General features: G+C 71.1%; 20 protein-coding genes. 7 read left to right on the top strand and 13 right to left on the bottom strand.

Going from position 1 to position 22,719, the window contains the following annotated elements; genetic code table 11:
• The first annotated feature begins 42 nt into the window (after positions 1 to 42).
• A complete protein-coding gene (locus DMA15_RS18375; protein WP_240659848.1) occupies positions 43 to 1,779 on the top strand; it encodes a GAF domain-containing protein in 1,737 nt (578 codons plus the stop codon).
• A 151-nt stretch (positions 1,780 to 1,930) separates the two neighbouring features.
• The gene (locus DMA15_RS18370) at positions 1,931 to 3,007 is read left to right on the top strand and encodes a peptidoglycan DD-metalloendopeptidase family protein (RefSeq protein WP_125513894.1); all 1,077 of its coding nucleotides are present in this window, start codon (positions 1,931 to 1,933) and stop codon (positions 3,005 to 3,007) included.
• 7 nt (positions 3,008 to 3,014) lie between these two features.
• On the opposite strand, the gene DMA15_RS18365 is transcribed toward DMA15_RS18370, so the two are convergent.
• On the bottom strand, positions 3,015 to 3,947 hold the full coding sequence (locus DMA15_RS18365) for a Cof-type HAD-IIB family hydrolase (RefSeq protein WP_240659847.1): 933 nt from the start codon (positions 3,945 to 3,947) through the stop codon (positions 3,015 to 3,017).
• A 289-nt stretch (positions 3,948 to 4,236) separates the two neighbouring features.
• On the opposite strand from DMA15_RS18365, the gene DMA15_RS18360 reads away from it, so the two are divergent.
• Complete coding sequence (locus DMA15_RS18360; protein WP_125513892.1) at positions 4,237 to 5,148, top strand: LLM class flavin-dependent oxidoreductase; 912 nt, start codon at positions 4,237 to 4,239, stop codon at positions 5,146 to 5,148.
• A 20-nt stretch (positions 5,149 to 5,168) separates the two neighbouring features.
• On the opposite strand, the gene DMA15_RS18355 is transcribed toward DMA15_RS18360, so the two are convergent.
• From DMA15_RS18355 to DMA15_RS18335, 5 genes are all read right to left on the bottom strand, one after another.
• A complete protein-coding gene (locus tag DMA15_RS18355) occupies positions 5,169 to 5,729 on the bottom strand; it encodes an RNA 2'-phosphotransferase (RefSeq protein WP_125513891.1) in 561 nt (186 codons plus the stop codon).
• A gap of 141 nt (positions 5,730 to 5,870) precedes the next feature.
• A complete protein-coding gene (locus tag DMA15_RS18350; protein WP_125513890.1) occupies positions 5,871 to 6,803 on the bottom strand; it encodes a MerR family transcriptional regulator in 933 nt (310 codons plus the stop codon).
• A 120-nt stretch (positions 6,804 to 6,923) separates the two neighbouring features.
• Positions 6,924 to 7,808: a metal-dependent hydrolase gene (locus DMA15_RS18345; RefSeq protein WP_240660226.1), complete on the bottom strand. Its 885-nt coding sequence runs from the start codon at positions 7,806 to 7,808 to the stop codon at positions 6,924 to 6,926.
• A gap of 62 nt (positions 7,809 to 7,870) precedes the next feature.
• Positions 7,871 to 9,625, bottom strand: a complete 1,755-nt coding sequence (locus tag DMA15_RS18340; RefSeq protein WP_125517860.1) for an SDR family oxidoreductase — start codon at positions 9,623 to 9,625, stop codon at positions 7,871 to 7,873.
• 65 nt (positions 9,626 to 9,690) lie between these two features.
• Positions 9,691 to 10,542 (bottom strand): M24 family metallopeptidase, encoded by an 852-nt coding sequence (locus tag DMA15_RS18335; protein ID WP_125513888.1) that lies wholly within the window; start codon positions 10,540 to 10,542, stop codon positions 9,691 to 9,693.
• Between the two features lie 260 nt (positions 10,543 to 10,802).
• On the opposite strand from DMA15_RS18335, the gene DMA15_RS18330 reads away from it, so the two are divergent.
• The 4 genes from DMA15_RS18330 to DMA15_RS18315 are packed head-to-tail and all read left to right on the top strand — an operon-like array spanning position 10,803 to position 14,348.
• On the top strand, positions 10,803 to 11,834 hold the full coding sequence (locus tag DMA15_RS18330) for an ABC transporter ATP-binding protein (protein WP_125517859.1): 1,032 nt from the start codon (positions 10,803 to 10,805) through the stop codon (positions 11,832 to 11,834).
• On the top strand, positions 11,824 to 12,705 hold the full coding sequence (locus DMA15_RS18325) for an ABC transporter permease subunit (protein ID WP_125513887.1): 882 nt from the start codon (positions 11,824 to 11,826) through the stop codon (positions 12,703 to 12,705). The genes DMA15_RS18330 and DMA15_RS18325 overlap by 11 nt, the downstream gene beginning before the upstream one ends.
• Positions 12,705 to 13,616, top strand: a complete 912-nt coding sequence (locus DMA15_RS18320; protein ID WP_125513886.1) for an ABC transporter ATP-binding protein — start codon at positions 12,705 to 12,707, stop codon at positions 13,614 to 13,616. The genes DMA15_RS18325 and DMA15_RS18320 overlap by 1 nt, the downstream gene beginning before the upstream one ends.
• Positions 13,617 to 13,628: 12 nt before the next feature.
• The gene (locus DMA15_RS18315; RefSeq protein WP_125513885.1) at positions 13,629 to 14,348 is read left to right on the top strand and encodes an ABC transporter permease; all 720 of its coding nucleotides are present in this window, start codon (positions 13,629 to 13,631) and stop codon (positions 14,346 to 14,348) included.
• A gap of 44 nt (positions 14,349 to 14,392) precedes the next feature.
• Here the strand turns inward: DMA15_RS18315 and DMA15_RS18310 are convergent, their stop codons facing one another.
• The 7 genes from DMA15_RS18310 to DMA15_RS18280 form a co-directional block, all read right to left on the bottom strand.
• Complete coding sequence (locus DMA15_RS18310) at positions 14,393 to 15,217, bottom strand: HAD family hydrolase (protein ID WP_125513884.1); 825 nt, start codon at positions 15,215 to 15,217, stop codon at positions 14,393 to 14,395.
• Positions 15,214 to 16,503, bottom strand: a complete 1,290-nt coding sequence (serS, locus tag DMA15_RS18305; RefSeq protein ID WP_125513883.1) for a serine--tRNA ligase — start codon at positions 16,501 to 16,503, stop codon at positions 15,214 to 15,216. The genes DMA15_RS18310 and serS overlap by 4 nt, the downstream gene beginning before the upstream one ends.
• A 646-nt stretch (positions 16,504 to 17,149) precedes the next feature.
• On the bottom strand, positions 17,150 to 18,085 hold the full coding sequence (gene pheA, locus DMA15_RS18300) for a prephenate dehydratase (protein WP_125513882.1): 936 nt from the start codon (positions 18,083 to 18,085) through the stop codon (positions 17,150 to 17,152).
• A 101-nt stretch (positions 18,086 to 18,186) separates the two neighbouring features.
• Positions 18,187 to 19,449: an iron uptake transporter deferrochelatase/peroxidase subunit gene (gene efeB / locus DMA15_RS18295; RefSeq protein ID WP_125513881.1), complete on the bottom strand. Its 1,263-nt coding sequence runs from the start codon at positions 19,447 to 19,449 to the stop codon at positions 18,187 to 18,189.
• 6 nt (positions 19,450 to 19,455) lie between these two features.
• Positions 19,456 to 21,408: a copper resistance protein CopC gene (locus DMA15_RS18290; protein ID WP_125513880.1), complete on the bottom strand. Its 1,953-nt coding sequence runs from the start codon at positions 21,406 to 21,408 to the stop codon at positions 19,456 to 19,458.
• Between the two features lie 13 nt (positions 21,409 to 21,421).
• The gene (locus DMA15_RS18285; RefSeq protein WP_125513879.1) at positions 21,422 to 21,985 is read right to left on the bottom strand and encodes a copper chaperone PCu(A)C; all 564 of its coding nucleotides are present in this window, start codon (positions 21,983 to 21,985) and stop codon (positions 21,422 to 21,424) included.
• Complete coding sequence (locus tag DMA15_RS18280; protein ID WP_125513878.1) at positions 21,982 to 22,668, bottom strand: SCO family protein; 687 nt, start codon at positions 22,666 to 22,668, stop codon at positions 21,982 to 21,984. The genes DMA15_RS18285 and DMA15_RS18280 overlap by 4 nt, the downstream gene beginning before the upstream one ends.
• Positions 22,669 to 22,719 lie beyond the last annotated feature (51 nt).

The following is a 22,719-nucleotide window of genomic DNA, read 5'->3' as shown; positions in this document are numbered from 1 at the left end:
CTCGACTTTCCCCTGCAAATAGGACTAACTAGGCTCAAAGACATGTCAGTACCCTCGGCCTCCGCCGACTCCCCGCTCCCCGACCGCACACCGGACTCGGCGGGCTCGGCGGTGCGGGCGACCCGCGGCCTCCAGGGGCTCTCGCCCGAGCTGACCTCGCGGGTGCCGCAGCTGCTCGAAGCCATGCGGTCGGTCGGCACCGGGCTCGAACTCCACACCACCCTCGACCGCATCTGCGAGACCGCCGCCGAACTCGCCGACGCCCACTACGCCGCGATCGGCGTCGTCTCCGAAGACGGCAAGGGACTCTCCGAGTTCGTCTACCACGGCATCGACGAGCGGACCGCCGAACGGATCGGGCGGCTGCCCGACGGCCACAAGGGGCTCCTCGGCGCCCTCATCCACCAGCCGAGGACGCTGCGCCTCGCCGATCTCTCCGCCGACCCGCGCTCCTGCGGCTTCCCGGCCCACCACCCGCCCATGCGGAGCTTCCTCGGCGTCCCCATCCGCGTCCAGGGGGAGATCTTCGGCAACCTCTATCTGACCGAGAAGCGGGGCGGGGCCGAGTTCAACGACTACGACGTGCACATGGTGCGCGTACTCGCCACGGAGGCCGGCATCGCCATCGGCAACGCGCGCCTGTACGAAGCCGCCAAGCAGCGCGAACGCTGGATCGACGGTTCCGTGGCGGTCACCACGGCCCTGCTCTCCGGCAGCGACGCGGAGGAGGCCCTCGCCGTCGTCGCCGAGCAGGCGAGGCACCTCGCGGACTCGGCCGCCGGGATCGTGCTGCTGCCCGACGAGGAGGGCGGCATGGAGATCGTCGCCGTCTCCTCGGACGAGCCCACCGGGGCGCTGGGCATGGTCGTGCCTCCGGAGAGCCGCATCGTCGCCCAACTCCTCGAGGGCGAGGCGGTCTTCATCGACGACGCGGCCACCGACCCCCGCGCGATGACGGACCTCGCCCGCCGCTACGGGCCCGTCATGATGCTGCCGCTGCACAGCGACGGCCGGGTCCTGGGGACGCTGGTGACGCCCCGCGCGCGTGGGGCGCGTCCTTTCAGCGAGGCCGAGCGGACGCTCGCCGCCCAGTTCGCCTCGCAGGCCGCGCTCGCGCTGATGATGGCCGAGGCGCAGCGGGACCGGGAGCGGCTCGCGGTGTACGAGGACCGCGACCGGATCGCGAGGGACCTCCACGACCTCGTCATCCAGCGCCTCTTCGCCACCGGGATGATGCTGGAGAGCGCCCAGCGCAGGTCCGTCGTGCCGGAGGTGCAGGTCGGTGTCGGCAAGGCCGTCGACGAGCTGGACGTGACGATCCAGGAGATCCGTACGGCGATCTTCGCGCTCCAGCAGGGCCCGGCCGAGGCGCCGTCGGGGCTGCGCACGCGCGTGCTCCGTGAGATCAACATGGCCGCCGTACCGCTCGGCTTCAAGCCCACGCACCACTTCGTGGGGCCCGTGGACACCGTGGTCGGCGAGCTGACCGGGAAGAACCTCATCGCCGCCCTGCGCGAGGCCCTGTCCAACGCTTTCCGGCACGCGCAAGCCGCCCGTATCGACGTCGTCGTCGACTCGACGGTGTCGCTGCCCGATGGGCGCCAGGGCGTGCGCCTGACGGTCGCCGACGACGGCGTGGGCATCGCGGAGGGCGGTCGGCGCAGCGGCCTGAAGAACCTCAAGCGGCGGGCGGAGTCGTTGGGCGGCGACAGTTGGTACGGGCCCGGGATCGGCGAGGACGGCGGCGGTACGACGGTGGTGTGGGAGGCGCCTTACTGACGGCCGGGCGGGGCGGGGGCCCTGACATCCGGGCGGGGCCGCCCGGCAGCCCTGTTCGGCGGTACGGGCCTGGGCCGTACGGGGGCATCGCGCCCCCGAGTGCAGGAGCCCCGGAGGAACCGTGCCCCCGCGCGGGGCAACGATCCCTGACATGCCCCTGAGCCACCGTCGTCCGCGCCCGCGCCCGCTCCTGTCTGTGCCGGTGCTGTTGTGCGTGCTGCTCGGGCTCACGCCCGCCCTCGCGACGGGCCCGGCCGCGGCCGCCGAGGGGCCGAGCGCGAGCGCCGATGTGGCGCGGCTCTACGAAGAGGCCTCCCTCGCGACCGCCCGCTACGAAGAGGGGCGGCGGGCGGCGCGCCTCCAGAAGGCGAAGGTCCGGAAACTGGACCGACTCCTCTCCAAGAAGCGCCGCCACGTAAGGGTCCTCCACGATGACCTCGGTCGGCTGGCCAGCGCCCAGTACCGCACCGGCGGCGGGCTCCCCTACACCGCGCAGCTGCTCCTGGCCGACAGCCCCGACGCCCTGGTGCGCGGCAAGCAGGCCATGTGGCAGGCCGACCTGGCCGTCAACAGCGCCGTCGCCAAGACGCAGCGGGCCGCAGCCCGGCTCGCGGCCGCCCAACGTGACGCGGACCGGGCCAGACGCGCCCTTGACCGGCGCAACGTACGCCTGGCGAAGCTGAAGCGCGGCATCGAGCGGAAGCTGGAGTCGGCGCGGTGGGCCTTGCAGGGCGAGGCTGACCGGTCGGTCGCCGCGGGGAAGTGCCGGGGCGCCGTGCGCCTGGCCCAGCCGAAAACGTCCTCCACGCGCGCGTGGGTCGCGCCCGTGAAGAAGTACGAACTCTCCGCGGGCTTCGACAGCGCCGGTGAGCGCTGGGCGCGCCGGCACACCGGGCAGGACTTCGCGGTCGGCATCGGGGCGCCCGTGCGGTCGGTCGGCGCGGGCCGGGTGGTGAGCGTGTCGTGCGGCGGCGGCTTCGGCATCGAGGTCGTGGTGCGGCATCGCGGCGGCTACTTCACGCAGTACGCGCATCTCGCGGCCGTCACCGTCGACCAGGGGGACAAGGTGCGCGCCGGTCAGTGGGTCGGGCAGGCCGGTACGACGGGCAACTCGACCGGGCCGCATCTGCACTTCGAGACTCGGCTCACGCCGGACTTCGGTTCGGGGGTCGACCCCAGGAAGTGGCTGGCGGAGAGGGGCGTACGGCTCAAGGGGGCCGGGGGTTAGCCGGTCCTCACGCGTCCCGGTCGTCCAGGCGCTCCGCCAGAATCCGCTCGATCACGACCGCGACGCCGTCCTCGTTGTTGGCCACCGTGCGTCCGGAGGCGGCGGCGATGACGTCCGGGTGGGCGTTGCCCATCGCGTACGACGTACCCGCCCAGGTCAGCATCTCGATGTCGTTCGGCATGTCTCCGAAGGCGACGACTTCCTCGGGGGTGATGCCGCGCTCGGCGCAGCACAGCTCCAGGGTGCTGGCCTTGGAGACGCCGGGGCCGCTGATCTCCAGGAGCGCGCTGGGGCTGGAGCGGGTGACCGTGGCGCGGTCGCCGATGGCCGCGCGGGCCGTCACCAGGAAGTCGTCGGGGGCGACCTCGGGGTGGAAGGCGAGGATCTTCAGAATGGGCTGCTCGGCGACGGCGGGGTCGCCGGGGTTCTCGGCGAGGAGCTTCTCGGCGGGGGCGACGCTCTCGCCGGGCTCCATGTGGAGCGGCGGATACGTCTCCTCGTGGTGCAGTCCCCCGGTCCGCTCGACGGCGAAGGACGTGCCCGGCGAGGCCGCGCGCAGCCTGCGTACGACATCGAGCGCGCACGCCCGCTCCATCGGGCGGACCTTGACGAAGCTGTGGGTGCCGGGGCCGCCGTGCAGGTCGACGACTGCCGCGCCGTTGCCGCAGATGGCGAGGCCGTGACCGTGGACGTGGGCGCTGACGACGTCCATCCAGCGGGCCGGGCGGCCGGTGACGAAGAAGACCTCGATCCCGGCCTCCTCGGCGGCGGCGAGCGCGGCGATCGTGCGGTCGGAGACCGTCTTGTCGTCGCGCAGCAGCGTCCCGTCCAGGTCCGTCGCGATGAGCCGGGGCCGGGGGCGCGGGCGCGACCCGGGCCGGGCGGTGGCGGCCGGGGCGGCGGCGGCCGGAATCTGGGGCCCAGGGGTAGCAGAGGTCACGCCGTCGATTGTCCCGCATATGTCCGCACGACCGTGCGCTGGGGCGCACATCTGAGTGTGGGGTTGGGGACGGCTGCGAGACCTAGGGGAGTGCGGTCCCGGGACGCCTGGGGAGACGGTCCCGGGACGCCTGAGGGGACGGCCTCGGGGCACATACAGGGGTGGTCCCGGGATGCGTGCAGGGGATGTCCCAGGATGCACGCGGAGGCGGATCAGTCCGGCCCGGGGCCGTTCGCGCCGCCCGGGGGCGACACCTGAGGCTGTGGGTGATCGCCGTAAGCTCTGAGGTGTGAGTCTGCGCCTGAGCACCGTGATCCTTCCTGTCCGCCGCTGGCACGAAGGCGGCCGCGACCAGTGGCTGCGCGCCGAGGAGCTGGGCTTCCACACCGCTTACACCTACGACCACCTCGCCTGGCGCTCCTTCCGCGACGGCCCGTGGTTCGGCGCGGTGCCGACGCTGACGGCCGCCGCGGCCGCCACCGAGCGGGTGCGTCTGGGCACGCTCGTGACGTCGCCCAACTTCCGCCACCCGGTGACGCTCGCCAAGGAACTCCTCTCGCTGGACGACATCTCCGGCGGACGCCTCACACTCGGCATCGGCGCCGGCGGCAACGGCTTCGACGCCACGACGCTGCTCAAGGCGGACCAGGAGCCCTGGACCCCGCGCGAGCGCGCCGACCGGCTGGGCGAATTCGTCCCGCTGCTCGACCGGCTGCTGACCGAGGACTCGGTGACGTACGAGGGGACTTTCTACTCGGCGAGCGAGGCGCGCAACATCCCGGGGTGCGTACAGCGGCCGAGGCTCCCCTTCGCGGTCGCCGCGACCGGCCCGCGCGGTCTGCGGCTCGCGGCGCGGCACGGGCAGGCGTGGGTGACCACGGGCGACCCGAAGCTCTTCGAGAACGGCACACCCGAGGAGTCCCGCGAGGCGCTGCGGGGGCAGCTCGAGAAGCTCGGCAAGGCCTGCGCCGACCTCGGCCGGGACATGAGCGAGCTGGACAAGATCCTGCTCACCGGCTTCACCCCGGACCGCAACCGGCCCCTGGCCTCCCTCGACGCCTTCGTGGACTTCGCCGGCCGGCACGCCGAACTCGGCTTCACCGAGATCGTCGTCCACGCCCCGATCCCGGACTCGGTCTTCGCCACCGACCAGGGCGTCTTCGAGCAGATCGCGACCGAGGCGCTCTCCCAGCTGCGCTGACCGCTCTCAACGGGCCTCTCTCAGCGCGGCCCGGGAAAGCGCAGATAGCCCGGCGGGACCGCGGCCGTGAGCCAGACGCCGTTGGCGCTGACCTGGAAGACATGGCCGTCGCGGTGCATCGCGCCCGCGTCGACCGCCAGGACGACGGGCCGCCCCCGGCGGGCGCCGACGCGCGTCGCGGTCTCGCGGTCGGGCGAGAGATGCACGGCGTGCCGGTTCATGGGGCGCAGCCCCTCGGCGCGGATCGCGGCCAGATGAGCGGCCACGGTGCCGTGGTACAGGTGCGCGGGCGGGGACGCCGGGGGCAGGCCGAGGTCGACGTCCACGGAGTGGCCCTGGCTGGCGCGGATCCGGCCGCCCTCGACGGCGAAGCGCCGCTTGTCGTTTACGGCGACCACGTGGTCCAGCTCGGCCCGGGTGAAGGGAAAGCGGTGCGCGGCGGCCGCGGCGAGGAGCGCGTCGATCTCCACCCAGCCGTTCTCGTCGAGGGTGAGCCCGATCCGGTCGGGTTGATGCCGCAGGTGCTTCGAGAGGTACTTGGACACCTTCACGGTGCGCTGCTCATCGGGTCTTTCTCTCATCCTTTCAGCGTCCCGGCGATCCGTTCTCCGCGCACTTGATTTTCGTCCACCGACTTTTCATCCAGGAATTCCGGCTCGCAGGTTTGATCCACAGCCAAGTCGGGTTATCCACAGGCCAGTTCGCAATTCTGTGGACAACTCTCAGCGACCAAGCGGCCTTTGATCAACCATGCCCGCATTGCGGTGACTTGTCGCCAGGGCATCCAATGTCCGCGCCTGAACCTCCCGTTCAGCGGCCGCCGCGATGAACGCCGCGGACGCCGATTCGCCAACCAGCGCCTGCACAGCCCGCATTGTGGACGCGGGTATGGCGACACTCTGCGGCTCCTCCGCATGCTGTCGCGCCAGCTCGGGGTCGAGTTGCTGGCGCAGGTGCCGCGTCGCGAACAGCCGCATGGCCCGCGCCAGTTCCGCGTCGACCGACTGCTGTGCGAGCGGCCGGAGTCTGCGTACGAGAGCGGCGGCCTCGGCGGCGTCCGCCTCTGTCGGCGGATGATTCCCCAGATAGCGAGCGAAAACATGCTCTGTGGTGAACTCCAGGAAACGCGCGGCGATGTGCTCGACCTGTCCCCTCAACTCCCGCAAATGCCCCGCTATCGCGGACAGCGGGACTCCCGCCGCATGCAACTCCACTGCCACGGCCAGCTCTTGCGGGCTCGGCACCAGGAACTCGTCCTCACTCCCCGGCACCGGTTCCAGTACCCCGAGCGCGATCGCGTCCGCCACCGCCGCCTCGTCCTGCACGCCCCCGAACGCCGAGTCCAGCTCCGCCCGGGAGATCCGGTCGGCCTTCTCGTCCGTCCAGGGGCCGTCGACCTCCGCGGCGAGGCCGAGCACCCCGCCGAGGCCCCGCCCGGTGTCCCAGGCCTCCAGGAGTTCCTTGATGGAGGCCAGGGTGTACCCACGGTCGAGCAGGTCGGCGATCTGCCGCAGCCGCGCCAGATGCGCCTCCCCGTACACATTGGACCGGCCGCGCCGCTCCGGGCGGGGTAGCAGCCCGCGGTCCTGATAGGCGCGGATCGTGCGCACCGTCGCGCCGCTGTGGTGCGCCAGGTCCTCGATGCGGTACTCCACGCTGACCGTCCTCCGTGTTGCCTCGTGCCGGGCGGTGCTCGCCTGGGCCTCCTGAACCGCCTCGTACTAGCCGTACGCCTCGTACTGCCCGCACGCCCCGCACTACCTGTACGCCCCGCACTAGCCGAGCGCGGCCCGCCCCACCGCGCCCGCCGCGGCCCGCGCGCCGGGCGACCGCGCCAGGTACTCGACGGCCTTGCGCAGCGAGCCCTCCTGCGAGGGATGGTACGACCGCCGCAGATAGCGGGGTATCGCCGTGCCGATCTCGCGCCAGGTGGGCAGCAGGCCCTTGGCGACGGCCCTGTTGTGCTCGGCCAGGGAGTACCGCGAGCGGCCCGCCAGTCGGGGGTCGTGGCGGAACAGATAGGCCGTGCCCCACATCCACAGGTACAGCATCACGGGGGCCGTGACCGTCATACCGGCGATGCGGCGGGCGTACCGGGGCAGGCCCTTTCCGCCGCAGTGCTGGTACATGTCGAAGGCGACCGCGCGGTGCTCGACCTCCTCGGCGCCGTGCCAGCGCAGCAGATCGAGCATCACCTCGTCGGACCCGGCGCGGTCCAGCCCGTCCGCGTGCAGCACCCAGTTCCCGAGGACCGCCGTGAACTGCTCGATCGCGGCGACGATCGAAAGGCGGAAACGCAGCCACTCCTGGGTCGGCACGGGCGCACCCAACGGCGGCTTCTCACCGAGGAGTTTCTCGAAGAGGAAGTCGACGTACCTGGTGAACGCGGCGGTGTCGAGCCGCTGCGCCGCCAGGTGGTCGAGGACATACGCGTGCTGCACGCTGTGCGTGGCCTCCTGGCCCATGAACCCCTTGACGTCCGCGCGCAGCACCGGATCGGTGATGAGCGGCAGGCCCTCCTTGAAGACCTTCACGAACCACCGCTCGCCCGCGGGGAGCAGCAGATGCAGGACGTTGATGACATGGGTGGCGGTCGGTTCGTCCGGTATCCAGTGCAGCGGCGTCTCGTCCCAGTCGAACGAGACCCGGCGCGGGACGATCGCGTAATGCCCGTCGGCGGCAAGGGGCGCCTCGACTTCCGTGCCGGGGCTCTTCTGCTCGTTCACAGCGGCGGCTCCAATCGGGCTATCGCGCGCAGCGCCCTCGGCATGAAGCGGGACATGAGGTGGGCGCCGCGGGCCTCGGGGGTGACCGGGACGAGCGCCTCGTTCCTGACGACGGCGCGCAGGATGGCGTCGGCGACCTTCTCCGGCGGGTAGTTGCGCAGGCCGTAGAGGCGGGCGGTGCGCTTCTGGCGGCGCTGCTCCTCGGCGGTGTCGACCCCGACGAAACGGGAGGTCGACGTGATGTTCGTGTTCACGAAGCCCGGGCAGATCGCGGAGACCCCGATGCCCTGGCCCGCCAGCTCGGCGCGCAGGCACTCGCTGAGCATCAGGACCGCGGCCTTGGAGGTGCTGTAGGCCGGCAGCGCCTTGGAGGGCTGATACGCCGCCGCCGACGCGGTGTTGACGATGTGGCCGCCCTGTCCGCGCTCGGCCATCTGCCTGCCGAAGAGCCGGCAGCCGTGGATGACGCCCCACAGATTGACGTCGAGGACCTTCTTCCAGTCCTCGGCGCTGGTGTCGAGGAAGGAGCCGGAGAGGCCTATGCCCGCGTTGTTCACCAGGACGTCCACGACGCCGAACTCCCTGGCGACCTTCTCGGCGAGCTTCTCCATGGCCTGCTCGTCGGCGACGTCGACGGTCTCGCCCCAGGCCTCGGGGGCCCCGATCAGACGGGACAGCTCCGCCGTGCGCGCCGCGCTCTCCGCGTCCCGGTCGACGGCCACCACGCGCGCGCCCGCCTCGGCGAACGCGAAGGCGGTGGCCCGCCCGATGCCGCTGCCCGCGCCGGTGACCAGGACGAGCTGGCCGCCGAACCGGTCGGCGTACTTCCCCGTGGCCATGCTCTCCTTGGCGGGCATGCCGTGCTCGTTGGCCGTCACGAACTCGCCGATCCACGCGGCCAGCTGGTCGGGCCGGGTGCGCGGCACCCAGTGCTTGGCCGGCAGGGTGCGGCGGACCAGACCCGGCGCCCACTGCTCCAGGCCGTCATAGAGCCGCTCGGAAAGGAAGGCGTCCCCGGAGGGCGTGATGAGCTGCACGGGCGCGTGGGCGTACGCGTCGGCGCGGGGCCTGCGCAGCCTCGCCCGGACGTTGTCGCGGTAGAGCCAGGCTCCGTGCGCGGCGTCCTGGGGCAGCGACGGCGTCGGATAGTCACCCGCCGGGACCTTCTCCACGCGCTGGAGGATCCTCGGCCACCGTTTGCCGAGCGGGCCGCGCCAGGCAAGCTCGGGAAGGACGGGCGTATGCAGCAGGTACACGTACCAGGACTTGGCGCCCTGGCCGAGGAGTTGGCCGACCTTGCGGGGCGTGGGCCGGGAGACGCGCTTTTTGATCCAGTGCCCGAAGTGGTCGAGCGAGGGTCCCGACATCGAGGTGAAGGACGCGATCCGCCCCTCGGTCCGCTTGACCGTGACGAACTCCCAGGACTGCACCGAACCCCAGTCGTGCCCCACCACGTGCACCGGCTCATCCGGGCTCACCGCGTCGACGACGGCCATGAAGTCATCGGTCAGCTTCTCCAGGGTGAAGCCGCCCCGCAGCGGCTGGGGAGCCGTCGACCTGCCGTGGCCGCGCACGTCGTACAGCACGACGTGGAAGCGGTCCGCGAGGCGCTCGGCGACCTCGGTCCACACCTCCTTGGAGTCCGGGTAGCCGTGCACGAGCAGGACCGTGGGCCGCTCGGGGTCGCCCAGCTCGGCGACGCACAGCTCCACGCCGCCCGTGCGCACCCAGCGCTCGCGGGCGCCCTTCATCTTCCCCGCGCCCCCCTCGGTCCCGGTGACCTTCTCGGTGGCCTTCTCGGCGCCTGCTCCGGTCGTCATGCGGCGGCCCTCTCCTCAGCCCAGCGCCGCACGTGCGGCAGGTCGTCGTCCAGCCAGAACGCGCTCTGTTCGGGGTCCTTGGAGTCGGTGACGACCAGGATCTCCTCGAACTTGGCGCCCGTACCCCTGAATCCGAGGTGCGGCTCGACCGCCCAGAGCCCCTTCTGGGGCGGGTGGTCGGAGAACTTGTAGGGGGACCACAGCGGTGACCAGCCGTCCCGGTGGCCGTGGATCGCGTCGCTCGCCAGGCCCTTGAGCGACTGCGTGCCGAACCCGAACAGGTGCGGTGACAGGCGGCGCTCCTTGACCCGGCCGACCTTGTGCGCGATGACACCGAAGGGATAGGCGCGGTGGCGGTTGGCGTATCCCTGGCGGACCATGAGGCGGTCCACGTCCTCGTAGATCTCGCGCAGCGGGCGGCGCTCGCGCACCTCGCGCAGGATCAGCTCGCGGTGGGCCTCCAGGTCGGCCAGCAGCTTGTCGTGCACGGGATTGAGGCCCAGGCAGCCCGAGTAGCCGATGTCGGCCGTGAAGCCCTTGTGGACCGGGGCCATGTCGAGGATGAAGGGCATCCCCGGCTCCAGCTCGCGGCGGGTGGGGAAGAACTGCAGCGGTACGCGGAAGCCTGCGAACGCCGTGCGGTCGCCGAACCAGGCGAAGGGCAGATGGAACCAGTCCCGCACGCCCCGCTCCCGCAGCCACTCGCGCTGCATCCGAGCCGCCTCGCGCTCCGTCACCCCCGGCTTGAGCTGGGCCGCGACCGCCTCCGCGCACTCATACGCGAGGCTCTGCACTTCCCTGAACCCCCGCAGTTCCGCGGAGAGTTCACCTGCAACTGCTGAGGTCATGCCACCGTCCGTCCCGAGTCCGGTCCACCCCGTGTCCGGCTGATCGCCGTACGCGGTCGTAACTTGACACTGACGAATGTGACAATGCCTGGCGGCTGCGTCAATAGTTCTGCCCAACCCCGCGGGACAGGTCCGGGAGATCCCCCAGGGGACGACTCTCGGACGACCCCTACGGGCCCGTAATACTCCAGGGTGAGTCCAGGCCAAGCCCATGGTCTGACGACTCCTGTGGCCTGCGCCACTACCGTCGAAACGTGACTGTGATCGCGACCGAAAGCCTGAGCAAGCGGTTCCCGAGGGTGACCGCGCTTGACCGGCTCTCCATGGATATCGGGCCCGGTGTGACCGGACTCGTCGGGGCCAATGGAGCCGGCAAGTCCACACTGATCAAGATCCTGCTGGGTCTCTCCCCCGCCACGGAGGGCCGCGCCGCCGTGCTCGGCCTCGACGTCGCCACCAGCGGCGGCCAGATCCGCGAGCGTGTGGGGTACATGCCCGAGCACGACTGCCTGCCGCCGGACGTCTCGGCCACCGAGTTCGTCGTCCACATGGCGCGCATGTCCGGACTGCCGCCCACCGCGGCCCGCGAGCGCACCGCCGACACCCTGCGGCACGTCGGGCTCTACGAGGAGCGGTACCGCCCCATCGGCGGCTATTCGACGGGCATGAAGCAGCGCGTCAAGCTCGCCCAGGCCCTCGTCCACGACCCCCAGCTGGTCTTCCTGGACGAGCCGACGAACGGCCTCGACCCCGTCGGACGCGACGAGATGCTCGGCCTGATCCGCCGCGTCCACACCGACTTCGGCATCTCGGTCCTCGTCACCTCGCACCTCCTGGGCGAGCTGGAGCGCACCTGCGACCACGTGGTCGTCATCGACGGCGGCAAGCTGCTGCGGTCCAGCTCCACCACCGACTTCACACAGACCACCACGACCCTGGCCGTCGAGGTCACCGACACCGACGAACACCCCGACGGCACCCGCGTGCTGCGCGACGCGCTGAGCGGGCGCGGCATCGAGACGCGGACCGGCGGCGAACTGCCCGGCGCGGGCCACACGATCCTGCTCACCGCGGAGGGCGAGGAGACGTACGACCTCGTACGCGACCTCGTCGCCGACCTCGGCCTCGGCCTGGTCAGGATGGAGCAGCGCAGGCACCACATCGCGGAGGTCTTCACGGACGAGCCGCGGCAGGAGTCCGCCCCAGGGCGCGCGGCCGCCGCCCCCGGCCCGGCACCCCGGACCGCGGCCGCCACCGCACAGCAGACAGGAGGCGGACGCGATGAGCGCTGAGTCCACCCAGATCCACAACATCGGCTACCGGAACTACGACGGCCCGCGCCTCGGCCGCGCCTACGCCCGCCGCTCGCTCTTCTCCCAGAGCCTGCGCGGCGCGTACGGCCTCGGGCGCTCCGCCAAGTCCAAGGTCCTGCCGATGATCCTCTTCGCGGTGATGTGCCTGCCCGCCGCGATCATGGTGGCGGTCGCCGTGACCACGAAGGCCAAGGACCTCCCGGTCGACTACACGCGCTACGCGATCTTCCTGCAAGCCGTCATCAGCCTCTTCCTGGCCGCCCAGGCCCCCCAGACCGTCTCGCGCGACCTGCGCTTCAAGACCGTGCCGCTCTACTTCTCGCGGCCCATCGAGCGCGGTGACTACGTCCTGGCGAAGTTCGCCGCGATGTCCAGTGCCCTCTTCGTCCTGACGGCCGCGCCGCTCCTGGTCCTCTACGTAGGAGCCCTGCTCGCCAAGCTCGACTTCGCGGACCAGACGAAGGGCTTCGCCCAGGGCCTGGTCTCGGTGGCCCTGCTCTCCCTCCTCTTCTCCGGCATCGCCCTGGTGATCTCGGCGGTCACACCCCGCCGCGGCTTCGGCATCGCCGCCGTCATCGCCGTCATGACCATCACCTACGGGGCGGTCTCCACGGTCCAGGCGATCGCCTACGAACAGGGCAGCACCGGAGCCATCGCCTGGCTCGGCCTCTTCTCGCCGATCACGCTCATCGACGGTGTGCAGAGCGCGTTCCTCGGCGCGACCTCCGCCTTCCCCGGAGGGGAAGGCCCCTCGTCCGGCGTCGGTGTCGTCTACGTACTCGTCGTTCTCGGCCTCATCGCGGGCTGCTACGGCGCGATGATGCGCCGCTACCGGAAGGTCGGCCTCTGATGACCACGATCACCATCGACCACACGTCCCGCTGGTTCGGCAACGTGGTCGCCGTCAACGACATCACCATGACCATCGGCCCGGGAGTCACGGGGCTCCTCGGTCCGAACGGCGCGGGCAAGTCGACGCTCATCAACGTGATGGGCGGATTCCTCGCCCCCTCCACGGGCAGCGTCACGCTCGACGGCAAGCCGATCTGGCGCAACGAACAGATCTACAAGGACATCGGCATCGTCCCCGAGCGCGAGGCGATGTACGACTTCCTCACCGGCCGCGAATTCGTCGTCGCCAACGCCGAGTTGCACGGCCTCGACGAGCGGGCCGCCAAGAAGGCGCTCGCCACGGTCGAGATGGAGTACGCGCAGGACCGGAAGATCTCCACCTACAGCAAGGGCATGCGCCAGCGCGTGAAGATGGCCTCCGCCCTCGTCCACGACCCGTCCGTGCTGCTGCTCGACGAGCCGTTCAACGGCATGGACCCGCGCCAGCGCATGCAGCTGATGGAGCTCCTGAGGACCATGGGCGCCCAGGGCCGCACGGTCCTGTTCTCCTCCCACATCCTCGAAGAGGTCGAACAACTGGCCTCCCACATCGAGGTGGTCGTCGCCGGGCGGCACGCGGCGAGCGGCGACTTCCGCAAGATCCGCCGCCTGATGACCGACCGGCCCCACCGCTATCTGATCCGTTCCAGCGACGACCGCGCCCTGGCCGCCGCGCTGATCGCCGACCCGTCGACGGCCGGCATCGAAGTCGACCTCAAGGAGGGCGCGTTGCGCGTTCAGGCGGTCGACTTCGGCCGGTTCACCACGCTGCTGCCCCGCGTCGCGCGTGAGCACGGCATCCGGCTGCTGACGGTCTCGCCCTCGGACGAGTCCCTCGAGTCGGTCTTCTCCTACCTCGTCGCGGCCTGAAAGGGAGCCATCATGTACGACCCCACAGTCGCCCGGCTCACCTACCGGGCCCTGCTCGGCCGCCGCCGGGCCCTCATCCTCTTCGCCCTGCCCGTCCTGCTGATCGTCATGGCCGGTGCGGTACGCGGCTTCAACGGCGCCGACGACCAAGTGGCCGTCGACATCCTCGGCGGCTTCGCGCTCGCCACGATGGTGCCGATCATCGGCGTCATCGCGGGCACGGGCGCCATCGGCCCGGAGATCGACGACGGCTCGGTCGTCTATCTGCTCTCCAAACCGGTCAAGCGGCCCACGATCATCTTCACCAAGCTGATCGTCGCCATCGCCGTCACCATGGCCTTCTCCGCGATCCCCACCTTCATCGCGGGAATGATCCTCAACGGCAACGGCCAGCAGATCGCCGTCGCCTACACCATCGCGGCCCTGGTCGCCTCCATCACGTACGCCGCGATCTTCCTGCTCCTCGGCACGGTCACCCGGCACGCCGTGGTCTTCGGGCTCGTCTACGCCCTGGTGTGGGAGGCCCTCTTCGGGTCGCTCGTCGCGGGGGCGCGCACGCTCAGCGTCCAGCAGTGGTCCCTCGCGGTGGCCCAGCGGGTCGGCGACGGCGACCTGATCACCTCGGACGTCGGCCTGCCGACGGCGACGGTCCTGCTGGTCGCCGTCACGGTGATCACCACTTGGTACGCGGGTCAGAAGCTCCGCTCCCTGAAGCTGGCCGGGGAGGAGTAGGGGCCCCGGGGGCGGGGGGGGGGGGGAGAGCAGGGGGGGGCCGCTCAGCCCAGCAACCGCTCCAGGACCACCGCGATGCCGTCCGCCTCGTTCGACGTCGTCACCTCGTCCGCGACCGCCTTCAGTTCCTCGTGCGCGTTGGCCATGGCCACGCCGTGTGCCGCCCAGCCGAACATCGGGATGTCGTTCGGCATGTCGCCGAAGGCGATCGTGTCCACGGCCTTCGCGCCCAGGCGGCGGGCGGCCAGGGAGAGGCCGGTGGCCTTGGAGAGGCCGAGCGGAAGCAGCTCGACGACGCCTTCGCCCGCCATGGTCACGCCGACCAGATCGCCCGCCACCCGGCGCGCCACATCCGTCAGGGCGTCGTCCCCGAGGCCGGGGTGCTGGATGTACACCTTGTTCAGCGGGGCGGCCCACAGGTCGGACACGTCCGTGAACGGGACGGTCGGCAGCGGCCCGTCCTGGACCGCGTACCCGGGACCGACCAGGATCTCGCCGTCGAGCCCGTCCCGGCTGGCGGCCAGCGCGAGCGGGCCGATCTCCGCCTCGATCTTCGCCAGCGCGAGCCCCGCGAGCTGCCGGTCGAGCGTCACCGAGGTGAGCAGCCGGTGCTCCCCCGCGTGGTAGACCTGCGCGCCCTGTCCGCAGACCGCCAGGCCGTCGTAGCCGAGGTCGTCGAGGATGTGCCGGGTCCAGGGCACGGCGCGGCCGGTGACGATGATGTGCGCGGCGCCCGCCGCGGTGGCGGCGGTGAGCGCGTCGCGCGTACGCACCGAGACCGTGTCGTCGGGGCGCAGCAGCGTCCCGTCGAGGTCGGTCGCGACCAGCTTGTACGGGAAGGACGGCGTGACCGGAGCTGGGTGGCTCACTTGGCGACGGGCTCCAGGATCTCTCGGCCCCCGAGGTAGGGACGGAGCACCTCGGGCACCCACACGGAGCCGTCGGCCTGCTGGTGGTTCTCCAGAAGCGCCACGATCGTGCGCGGGATGGCGCACAGCGTGCCGTTCAGCGTCGCGAGCGGCTGCAGGACCTTCTTGCCGTCGCGGCTGTCGCGCATGCGGATCGACAGGCGGCGGGCCTGGAAGCCGTCGCAGTTCGAGGCGGAGGTCAGCTCGCGGTACTTGCCCTGGGTGGGGATCCACGCCTCGCAGTCGAACTTGCGGGAGGCCGAGGCGCCGAGGTCACCGGTGGCCACGTCGATCACCTGGAAGGGCAGGCCGAGGCCGGTCAGCCACTGCTTCTCCCACTCCAGGAGGCGCTTGTGCTCGTTCTCCGCGTCGGCCGGGTCGACGTACGAGAACATCTCGACCTTGTCGAACTGGTGGACGCGGAAGATGCCGCGGGTGTCCTTGCCGTACGTGCCGGCCTCGCGGCGGAAGCAGGGCGAGAAGCCCGCGTACCGCAGGGGCAGCTTGTCGGCGTCGATGATCTCGTCCATGTGGTAGCCGGCGAGCGCGACCTCGGAGGTGCCGACCAGGTAGTAGTCGTCCTTCTCCAGGTGGTACACGTTCTCCGCGGCCTGGCCGAGGAAGCCCGTGCCCTCCATGGCGCGCGGCCGGACCAGGGCGGGCGTCAGCATCGGGATGAACCCGGCCTCCGTCGCCTGCGCGATCGCCGCGTTCACCAGGGCCAGTTCGAGGAGCGCGCCGACACCGGTCAGGTAGTAGAAGCGCGAGCCGGAGACCTTCGCGCCGCGCTCGACGTCGATGGCGCCGAGCAGTTCGCCCAGCTCCAGGTGGTCCTTGGGCTCGAAGCCCTCGGCCGCGAAGTCGCGCGGGGTGCCGATGGTGTCGAGGACGACGAAGTCCTCCTCACCGCCGACCGGGACGTCCGGGTGGACGATGTTGCCCAGCTGCTGGAGGAGGCGCTTGGTCTCCTCGTCGGCCTCGTCCTGCGCGGCGTCGGCGGCCTTGACGGCGGCGGAGAGCTCGCCCGCCTTCTTCAGGAGGTCCTGCTTCTCCTCGGGCGAGGCCTTCGGGATCAGCTTGCCGAGCGCTTTCTGCTCGGAGCGCAGCTCGTCGAAGCGGACGCCGGACGACCTGCGCCGCTCGTCGGCGGAGAGCAGGGCGTCGACGAGCGCGACGTCCTCTCCACGGGCGCGCTGGGAGGCGCGAACACGGTCGGGGTCCTCACGGAGCAGGCGAAGGTCAATCACCCCTCAAGGCTACCGTCGAGCGGTTGCGCCCCACGACTCGTATTCCATTGTGTACGTTATGCCCGATTTGCCGGACTGAATTCAGGGCGGTCGGAACGGGGTCGGAACAGAGATCGAAAACGGCCCGCCCGGCCGGAAAAGCCCGTTCGCCTTCAGGGTGACGCCCGGTCAATAAAAGGGGCGCCTTCCCCGAAATGGGGCAGACCGTGCTCGCCGCCTTGACCCGAACTCCTTGCGGGGGCCGGGACTTGAGGCCCCTGCCCCCTCCGGTTGTCCACAGGAATGGGTATCTCCGAAAAGTTATCCACAGGGTGTGCGAAAGATCTGTGGACACCGGAAGTAGTCGTTCCGAAAGCCGCGGGACCGGCGAAGGATTCCCTTCCCAAACCGGACTGCCACCCACTTTCGAGTGGAAATGGTTCGCTCCAAAGAGTTGATCAATGGAAAAGAGTGGACGAGGGGTGACGTGCGGGACTGTGGACGGAGTTGCGGGCTGTGCGCCGATTTGTCGACCATGTCGCGCTTCGTTGTCGACTTGTCCCCAGGTCGAGATGCGACCCTGTGGATAACTTCTGTGGACAACGTAAATCTGCAGGTAGGAATGGCGCCCGGAGGGTTTCTCGGGGCGCCCGACAGCCAGCAGTGGCTAGAAACGGCCGTCCTGGCAGCGCGCGAGCCAATCCGACGCCGCCGCGAACTCCCCGTCGGACGTGCCGGGCCGCAGCGACCGCACATCCGCAAGCTCCACCCCGGCGCGCGGGTACGAACCGAGGAAGCGCACCTGCGGGCAGATCCGCTTGAGCCCCATCAGGGCCTCGCCGACACGCCGGTCCGTGATGTGGCCCTCGGCGTCGACCGAGAAGCAGTAGTTGCCGATGCCCTGGCCGGTCGGGCGCGACTCGATCCGCATGAGGTTGACGCCGCGCACGGCGAACTCCTGGAGCAGTTCGAGCAGGGCGCCGGGGTGGTCGTCGCCCAGCCAGATGACGACGGAGGTCTTGTCGGCGCCCGTCGGCGCGGCCGGGCGGGCCGGGCGGCCGACCAGGACGAAGCGGGTCGCGGCGTTCGCCGCGTCGTGGATCTCGCTGACCAGCGGTTCGAGGCCGTACGTCGACGCCGCGAACTCGCCCGCGAAGGCGGCGTCGAAGCGGCCCTCCTGGACCAGGCGGGCGCCGTCGGCGTTCGAGGCCGCGGACTCCCACAGGGCGTCCGGCAGATGGGCGGCCAGCCAGTTGCGCACCTGGGGCTGGGCCACGGGGTGACCGGTCACCGTCTTGATGTCCGTCAGCTGCGTGCCGGGACGGACGAGCAGCGCGAAGGTGATCGGCAGGACGACCTCGCGGTAGATCATCAGCGGCTCGCCCTTGGCGAGTTCGTCGACGGTGGTGGTCACACCGCCCTCGACCGAGTTCTCGATCGGCACGAGCGCCGCCGCCGCCTGGCCGCCGCGGACCGCGTCGAGCGCGGCCGGCACGGACACCATCGGGACCAGTTCCCGGGCGGCGGCCTCGGGCAGCGTGCGGAGGGCGGCCTCGGTGAAGGTGCCTTCGGGGCCGAGATAGGTGTAGCGCGTCGCCGACATACCGTCACCCTAATGGGGCCGAGGTGGCCTGGCGGCCGCGTCTCACAGAGCGGCACCCGCCTCTCACGCCCCCCGAGACCCGGGGCCCGGGGCCCGGGGGATTAAGCCTCCAGCAGCCGCTGCCCCACGTACTCGCCCTTCGCCGCCCCGCCCGGCACCGCGAAGAGCCCGCTCGCCTCGTGGCGGATGAACTCCGAGAGGGCGTCACCCCGGTCGAGCTTGCGCTGCACCGGCACGAAGCCGCGCATCGGGTCCGCCTGCCAGCAGACGAAGAGCAGCCCCGCGTCCGGCTCGCCGTGCGCGTCGAAGCCGTCGTGGTACGAGAACGGCCTGCGCAGCATCGCGGCGCCGCCGTTCTGGTCGGGCCGAGTGATGCGGGCGTGCGCGTTGAGCGGGATGACGACCTTGCCGTCGGCCCCCGTCTTCTCCAGCTCCGGTTCGGTCGTCTCCGTGCCGCCCGTCAGCGGCGAGCCGTCCGACTTGTGCCGCCCGATCACCGCTTCCTGCGCCTTCAGGCCGAGCTTCTCCCAGTCGTCGAGGAGCATCCGGATACGGCGTACGACGGCGTAGGAACCGCCCGCCATCCACGCCGGGTCACCGTCGGCGGGCACGAAGATCCGCTCGTCGAAGTCCTTGTCCGACGGCTTCGGGTTGTTCGTGCCGTCGACCTGGCCCATCAGATTGCGGGCCGTCATGGGGCGCGCGGTGGCACCCGGCGAACGGTTGAAGCCGTTCATCTGCCAGCGCACGCGCGCCGCCCCGGCCGCCTCCTTCTGGATCGCGCGCAGGGCGTGGAAGGCGACGAGCGGGTCGTTCGCGCCGATCTGCACCCACAGATCACCGTTGCTGCGCGCCTTGTCGAGGTGGTCGGAGGAGAAGTCCGGCAGTGGATCCAGCGCGGTCGGGCGCCGCTTCTCCAGGCCCGTGCGGGAGAAGAAGGAGGCGCCGAAGCCGAAGGTGACGGAGAGCGAGGAGGGGCCGGAGTCCCGGGCGACCGCCGTGTCGTCGCCGCCGGTCGGCTCGCCCGCCATCAGCCGCTCGGCCGTCGCCGACCAGCGGCGCAGCAGGGCCGCCGCTTCCTTGCGGCCCGCGCCCGCCGTCAGGTCGAAGGCGATCAGATGGCCGCGGGACTGCATGGGCGTGGTGATGCCCGGCTGATGTTTCCCGTGAAACATCACCTCGCCCGTGCCGAGGGACGCCAGGGCGTCCTTCCCCGAGCCGGTGCCCGACGCGCCGGACGGGTCGGACGCGCCGGACGAGGGCGCGGCGGCGTACCCGACCGCGCCGCCCGCCGCGCCCAGCGCCAGGCCGGTCGCACCGGCGGTGCCGAGCAGCCGCCGCCTGGAAATCCCGTGGTCCGTCATGCTCGTTCAGCCGATCTGCGCGTTCTTCTTCACGGTCACTTGGTCGATGTCGGAGGTCCGCACCGTCACCGCGATCTTCCAGTTTCCGGCCATCGGGACCTGCACCCCGCTCGCGGTCCAGTGTCCGGTGGCGATGTGGTCCGGGGCGACGGGCAGCGGGCCGACGCCCTTCGCCTTGAGGGTGAGGGAGACCTTCACCTCGGGCACGTCGAAGGCGCTGCCGTTGGGCCGCTTCACGTAGACGTGCAGGTCGTTGCTGCCGGTGCGCCCCGGGTCCAGTTCCAGGCGCACGGTGCCCTTCCCGTCCTGGCCGCCCGTGTCGAAGGGCACCTTGAGGGTGAGCGGGCCAGAGCGCTGCGCGGCCGCCGCCGCCGAGGTGGCCTTGGCGGCCTCCTCCTCGGTGCGGCCCGGCTCGGTGGTCGTCAGGGCCGTCGTGACGGCGAGCAGCACGACGGCGACGCCCGCCTCGGTCAGCACCGAGCGGCGCAGTCCCGAGCGGTCGGGGTCGGCGTCGCGGACGCGCTTCTCGCGCGCGGTGGCCATGGCGGCCCGCTGACGCGCGAGCTGGGCGGAGCGCTCGGGGTCGTCGCCGCCCCCGGCGGGCGCCGGCACGGTGACCGGCTTCTTCTCCGCGCGCTGTTCGACGAGTACGGCGGTGGCGGCCTCCGCCGCCCCCTCGCCCGTCCCGGAGGTGAGGCGTCCGGTCCAGCGCCGCGAGAGGTAGGCGACGCCCACCATGACCACGACCAGGCCGATCTTGACGAGGAGCAACTGCCCGTACGACGTCCCGGTCAGCGCCGACCACGAGCCGACCTGGCGCCACGACTGGTAGAGCCCCGTCGCGGCCAGTACGGCCACGCTCGCGAACGCCACCCGCGAGAATCGCCGTACGGCCACCGCTTCTACTGAAGAGGTGCGGTACAGCGCGACGACCAGTGCGGCGAGGCCGCCCAGCCAGGCGGCGACGGCCAGCAGGTGCAGCACGTCGACGGGCATCGCGATGCCCGCCTGGATGCCGGTCGAGGCGTGCTCGGCCATCGCCCAGGTCGCCGCGATGCCGAGGGCGACGACCGTGCCGCCGATGGCGAGCCCGAAGGTGAGGTCCTTCTTCTCCTTGGGGTCCTCCCGCTTGTCGTACGCGCCGAAGAGCACCGCGATGAACAGCGCGGCGGCGGCGAGCAGCAGCAGCCGGGAGACGAGGGCCGCGCCCGTCTTGGTGTTGAGCACGTCGCCGAGCTTGCCCATGTCGAAGGCGTCGGCGAGCTTCCCTGAGCCGGTGTAGGGGGCCCGCAGCAGGAGCAGGGCGAGCGTGGAGCCGGTGAGCGTGACCCAGCCGTACGTCACGAGCCGCTGCACGGGCCGCACGCCCGCGCCGCGCGGCCAGCAGCCGAGCACGAAGGCGCCGCCGCCGACGACCAGGATGAACCCGGCGTAGGAGAGGTAGCGGGCGATGTCGTAGAGCACGCCGACGAGACCGCCGCCCGCCTCCTGGTCGGGCAGCACGGCCTTGGTGTCGGAGGGCGCGCCGATGGAGAAGGTGAAGGCGCCGGCGATCGGGTGGCTGTCGGCGGAGACCACTTGGTAGGCGACGGTGAAGGTGCCGTCGGGCAGGTTCTTCCGGAGTTTCACGCCGTAGGTGTTGGCGCCCAGGTCGGTGGTCTTGTTGGTGTCGGCGCGCTTGCCGGACGGGTCGAGCACCCGCACCGAGCCGTCCGACATGGCGACCTTCTCCGAGAAGGTGAGCTTCACCTGGGCCGGGGCCTTGTCGACCACCGCTCCCTGCTTCGGGTCGCTGCCGGTCAGCGCGGCGTGCGCGGAGGCCGGCGCGGCGCCGGCGAGGAAGGCACCGGTCGCGGCGACGAGCACGAGGAGAAGCCGCCACAGGCCGGGCGCGAGCCCCGGGCGGGGGGCGGTCCCGGAACGGGGTGCGATGCCGGAGCGGGGAGCGATGGTCTGCATCAACGGTCCGTCCTCAGTGCGACGAGTGCGACGAGTGCGACATCTGCGGCGTGTGCGAGGCGTTCGAGCTGTCGTGGCCCTCCTTGGGGCGGTACGTCGCCTCCTTGACCGGCACCTCGATGGTGATCGGATCCGACGTGCGGAAGTGCAGCGTCAGGGCGACCTTCTCGCCCTGCTTCGGCTTGCGCTTGAGCTTCTCGAACATCAGGTGGTTGCCGCCGCTCGCGAGTTCGAGCTTGCCGCCCGCGGGCACGTCGAAGGACTTCTGCTCCTTCATCACGCCGCCCTTGGTGCTGTGCAGCGTGACGGCGCCCGCGATGTCACTGGTGGCGGAGGTGAGCTTGTCGGCGCCGCCCCTGTTGGTGAGCGTGAAGAAGCCGGCCGCCATGTCGTCCATGGTGGGTTCGGGGATGTAGGCCCCGCCGACCTTCAGCTCGGGCTTGCGCGGGGTCTCCTGGTCGCCGGGCCCCGAGCCGTCGCCGCAGCCCGCCAGGGTGAGGGCCGAGGCCAGCGCTATGGCCCCGCCGACGAGGGCGCGGCGGCGGGTGGCGGTGCGGGTCGTGGTGCGGTGGCTCACGGGTTCTCTCCCTTGATGAGCTTGGGGAGGTCCTTGGTGTAGTCGCCGGCGGTGGCGTCCTCGTCGTACAGGACGTATCCCGCGTCGTTCTTCGGCGAGAAAGCGATGACCTGGAGGCCGTGCATCGAGACGACCTTGCCGTTCTTGTCCTTCTTGGGCGGCTCGATGCTGATGCCGAGCTGGCGGGCCCCGGCCTGGATGGTCGAGAAGTCGCCGGTCAGGCCGACGAAGTCGGAGTCCACGCCCTTGAGCCACTTGCCGAGTTCGGCGGGGGTGTCGCGCTTGGGGTCGGTGGTGACCAGGACGACCTTGAGCTTGTCCTGGTCGGCCTTGGGCAGGGCCTTCTTGGCGACCGCGATGTTGTTCATCGTCAGCGGGCAGACGTCGGGGCAGTGCGTGTAGCCGAAGTAGATCAGCGTCGGCTTGCCCTTGGTCTCCTCGCGCAGGTCGTACTTCTTGCCGCGGGTGTCGGTCAGGACGAGATCCGGCTTCTTGAACGGCTTGTCGAGGACGGTCGCCGCCTTGCCCGAGTCCGTCTCCATGGAGACGTCGGCGACGGGCTTCTTCTTGTCGTCACCGCCGCCGCAGGCGGTCAGGGTGAGCGCGGCCACGGCCAGCAGGGCAGCGGCGGCGGCCCTCTTGCGCGTGCCCCGCAGGCTGTTCGGGCTCTTCGTGCTCGTCATACTTTTCGTGCTCTTCGTGCGCATACGAAAATGTCCCAGATGTGAGGGGGG

Origin of the sequence: Streptomyces sp. WAC 01529 (assembly GCF_003945545.1) — a bacterium.
GTDB classification, from domain to species: Bacteria; Actinomycetota; Actinomycetes; order Streptomycetales; family Streptomycetaceae; genus Streptomyces; species Streptomyces anatolicus.
Note: the sequence above shows the minus strand (reverse complement) of the source record. Positions and strands in the feature narration are given on the sequence as shown.